The organism is Burkholderia alba (assembly GCF_034721475.1).
Lineage (GTDB): Bacteria > Pseudomonadota > Gammaproteobacteria > Burkholderiales > Burkholderiaceae > Burkholderia > Burkholderia alba.
The window spans coordinates 1-3,305 of the sequence record NZ_JAWJWL010000099.1 but is presented as its reverse complement, the minus strand read 5'-3'; the positions used below and the strand labels follow the sequence as shown (position 1 = coordinate 3,305).

Here is a 3,305-nt window from a genome sequence, read left to right as displayed (position 1 = left end):
GCCCATGAGTGCCTTTGCGGATGGGTTCACTCAGCCCGCCAAAATCACCGAACTCATTACCGATTGGGGTGTGGACCGAATGTTGGTGAAGACCGCCACTCCCCCCATCAACCCAGATAACTGTCCGTTGTCTGACGCCTATGCCACAGCCGGTGATGTCTCCAATCATTCGCAACAAGCCATGCTGTTGACCGCGTTGAATGCGAATCTCTCGATTCGTCTCGTGATTAGCGGATGTGCGACAGGACGCCCGGGCATTTTAGGGATCTACAGCAGCCCGAATTGATGACGATTCGGCAATCAACGAGCGGTAAGGGGGAGGAACGCATGCTCGCGAAATGGGCGGTCGGCATGATCCTGTTTTTCGCTGCGCTGTCCGCTCGGGCGGACGCAACAGCGGCTTACGTCTACGATGCGCTCGGTCGCGTGACGCAGGTAGCCTATGGGGTAGGTAAAGCGCAAACCAACGTGCAGTACGCCTACGATGAAGCCGGCAATCGTCAGACCGTCACGACGACCCGATCGGGTGGTGCCCCGGCGATTGTGCCCGCCATCAGTTGGTTTCTTTGTGGGACCAGGATGCCTCGCCGTCAAAGTGATTGGACGGATTGAGAACGATCCCGTTTCGTCGCGACGAAATGAAGCAGGCACGATTGATCCGGTTTTTCTGAATAAATCAGGAATGCAAATGAATAGCATGAAGCGGTTCATTCTCCGCGGGGCAAGCTTTGCCATCGCCGCACTTGTCACTATATCGGTGAGCGCGCAGGTTCAGCCGGTTGTCGCAAGTGCGCCGCAAGCCGCTTCATCCATTCAATTGGGCAAACCCAACGCAGCCTTGCCGCCCATTCTGAAATCCTCGCCGATCAAGCCTGGAGATCGTGTGCAGCTCGTTCCAGGGCAACTGCCGGTGAGTTATCCAACCGAGACCACACCGGATCGCAGTGTCTTGGGTGCAACGGGTGCGAGCAACGGCCCGCCAGAGTCTGGGAATTTCGCACCGGGCGGCACCATCCGCGTCATCATGCCGCCCGTCATCGGCGGATCCACGCTCATCGAGTTGCCGAAGCGTGCGCTTCCTGCGAATCTGAATCAGGGTGTTGCTTCACCGGTTTCTCAGGCAGCGTCCGCCGGAAAGAAGCTGGCAACGTCACGTGTCGGTGGCGATACGAACGCACGCGGCCCGGCATCGATCGCGGAGCTGGCGCGCGCATTGCGCTACAGCCCGGATCTCATCTACCAGTACGTCCGCAACAACATCGCGTATTACCCGATCTACGGCGTCCAGAAGGGCGGGCTGGGCGCCGTGCTGGACAACCAGGGCACCGACTACGATCAAGCGACCCTGATGGTGGAGCTACTCCGGGCCTCGAATATCCAGGCCAGCTATGTCCGGGGTGTGATCACCCTTTCACCGGCTCAAGTCACCGCATGGTGGGGCGTGGATACGTCCAACGTCTGTGGCATCTCGAGCATCTTGAATCAAGGTCAAATTCCTGTCTACGAACTTGGCGCCGATGGCGGCGGATCTTGCCCGGGGCTGAGCAAGCCCATGACGAGTTTGTCAATCGAGCACGCGTGGGTGAAGGCGAACATCGGTGGGACGTGGTATGTCTTCGATCCGTCGTTCAAGACGCACACCCGTAAAGGCGGGATCAAGCTCGCGAGTCCGGACACGACCGGATACGATTTCGACAGCTATTTCCAAGCGGCGTACGCCGGGGCCGATGTCACAACCACCTACGTCCAGAACATCAACCGGACGAATATCCGGAACAATCTGACATCCTATGCCAGCCGTCTGGCCAGCTATCTGCGGACCAACATGCCGACGGCGACGCTCGACGACGTCATCGGCGGCAAGACGATCGATCAGTTCTACGGCACGCTTCGACAAACCGCATTGCCGTACCAGGATACCCGCTGGGGCGCCGTCGAATACCCCGACGTGCCCGTTGGCCTCAAGCCGACGCTGCGTATCGAGTATCAAGGTATCGATCAGACCTACACATCGGATGCCATTTACGGCAAACGCCTGACGATCACCTACAACTCGGCCAATCAGCCCGTACTGAAACTCGATGGCGTGCAGGTCGGCAATCCCGGCTCGGCAGCCACGCCAGGTAGCGCGACCTCGATCGCCCTGACGGTGATCCACCCCTACTCCTCGCAATCTTCCAACCAGCGCGCAACGCAGAATCTCTGGGCAGGCGGAACGAATACCTATCTCGTATCAAATGGGTGGGGACCGTCAGGACGCGGACCCTCGGAAAACTATCGGCGCGTGATCAGCGATTTACGGGCATCGGGGACACCCGATGCAGCGGAACCCTTGCTGGGTTCGACGCTCGCGGTGATCGCCGCACAATGGATGGCGCAGAATGACCAGTCTGGCTACATTACCGGGCAACTGAACACGACTGTCAATCTGGCGCATCACCGCGTGGGGATCGCAGGGTATACCAACACGCCCTACGTCGATTTGCCCGCCAATGCACTGGCAGTGGCCAATCCCGATGGCAAGGTCGATAACGAAAGTGCTTCCTTTGCCAATTGGGCAACGCACGGCAGCATCCTCGAATCGACCGCCGTTCAGCAGACCACCGGCGTATCGGCCGTGTCGACCGTCAAGCTGATCGACATCGCTTCAGCAGCGGGCCTGCGCATTTACAACGCCAGCTCGGCGAATTTCACGAGCCAGGTTCAGCCTAATCTCATCAATTGCGGTGGCTATCTCGGCAACTTCGCGAACGAGATTAATCAGGGGCGACGGGTTGTCGTCCCGGCACGATGCGACATCGGCGAAGGCAACTGGGCGGGCGCCGGCTGGTTCGTGATTGGCTCGGATCGGTACATTGGCGCACTGATCAATCAGAATCTGCACGGCGGGTTCGCTACGGCAAACCTATCCGCACTGCAGACTAACCTGAATGTCAATAAGAATCAGCCGATACCCAGCTCGTTACAGAACGCCTCGCCGTTCACTCTTCCAGTCGGCGATCCAGTGGACACGGTCGCGGGCAACTTTCTCTATAACAACGACGATCTGACTTCCGGTGTCGGCGCGTCCCCGCAAAGCCTGACGTTCACGCGTTTGTACAGTTCTGGCATGCGCAACGAAACCGGCCCACTGGGTAAAGGCTGGACCCACAATTTCAATCAAACCGCCGTGCAAGGATCGGACGGCTTTCAGGCGATGGGTGAGGATTCGGCGCTCGATGCGGTTGGCGCGATCGTCGAACACAAGGTGTCGCTCGATGTCCTGGCCGATCCGACCTATCGGATTCTCAACGTCGTAATCGCTT

Annotated in this window: 3 protein-coding genes; all 3 read left to right on the top strand. The window is 58.8% G+C overall.

Annotated elements, in window-relative coordinates:
• Window positions 1-286, top strand: a 286-nt coding sequence (locus RZR99_RS32400) for a hypothetical protein (protein ID WP_323123773.1), incomplete at its 5' end; no start/stop codon positions are given.
• Between the two features lie 41 nt (window positions 287-327).
• Window positions 328-612 carry an RHS repeat domain-containing protein gene (locus tag RZR99_RS32395; RefSeq protein ID WP_323123772.1) on the top strand — a complete coding sequence of 95 codons (285 nt, stop codon included), beginning with the start codon at window positions 328-330 and terminating at the stop codon, window positions 610-612.
• 76 nt (window positions 613-688) lie between these two features.
• On the top strand, window positions 689-3,305 hold a 2,617-nt coding region (locus tag RZR99_RS32390; RefSeq protein ID WP_323123771.1), incomplete at its 3' end, for a DUF6531 domain-containing protein.

Bases quoted from the DNA above. Each gene is read 5' to 3' on its own strand.
- RZR99_RS32395 (WP_323123772.1), top strand. From the start codon at position 328: ATGCTCGCGAAATGGGCGGTCGGCATGATCCTGTTTTTCGCTGCGCTG.